This window comes from Dellaglioa sp. CoH-57-MRSF-18, from assembly GCF_056781995.1.
The window spans coordinates 1-272 of sequence record NZ_JBXAXX010000216.1 but is presented as its reverse complement, the minus strand read 5'-3'; the positions used below and the strand labels follow the sequence as shown (position 1 = coordinate 272).

General features: G+C 57.0%; 1 protein-coding gene. It reads left to right on the top strand.

What is annotated here, in order from left to right:
* Nucleotides 1-17: 17 nt before the first annotated feature.
* Nucleotides 18-272 (top strand): hypothetical protein (locus AC1RPG_RS08780; RefSeq protein WP_481762602.1); only part of this gene is annotated, 255 nt, incomplete at its 3' end.

Sequence of the window (272 nt, the reverse complement as noted above, 5' to 3'; positions counted from 1 at the left end):
ATGTATAGGAGGGAAGAATGATAGTAGTTATACACGACGAGGACATACCGTACCCGACACTCGTCATCGAGGACAGGCAAGCCACACAGCTACTTGACGCGGAAGGCCCGGCGCACGAGCGCGTGATCGATGCGCTCACGACAGGTGACGCGGTGCTCCTGATAACGCCAGATTGGATAGGCCGGACTTTGGCACGCACCTATAAGCAGGTGACAGCGGTCCACAATACAGTGCAGCTCGATGGGGACACAGACGCACGTCTTCAGCGAGCA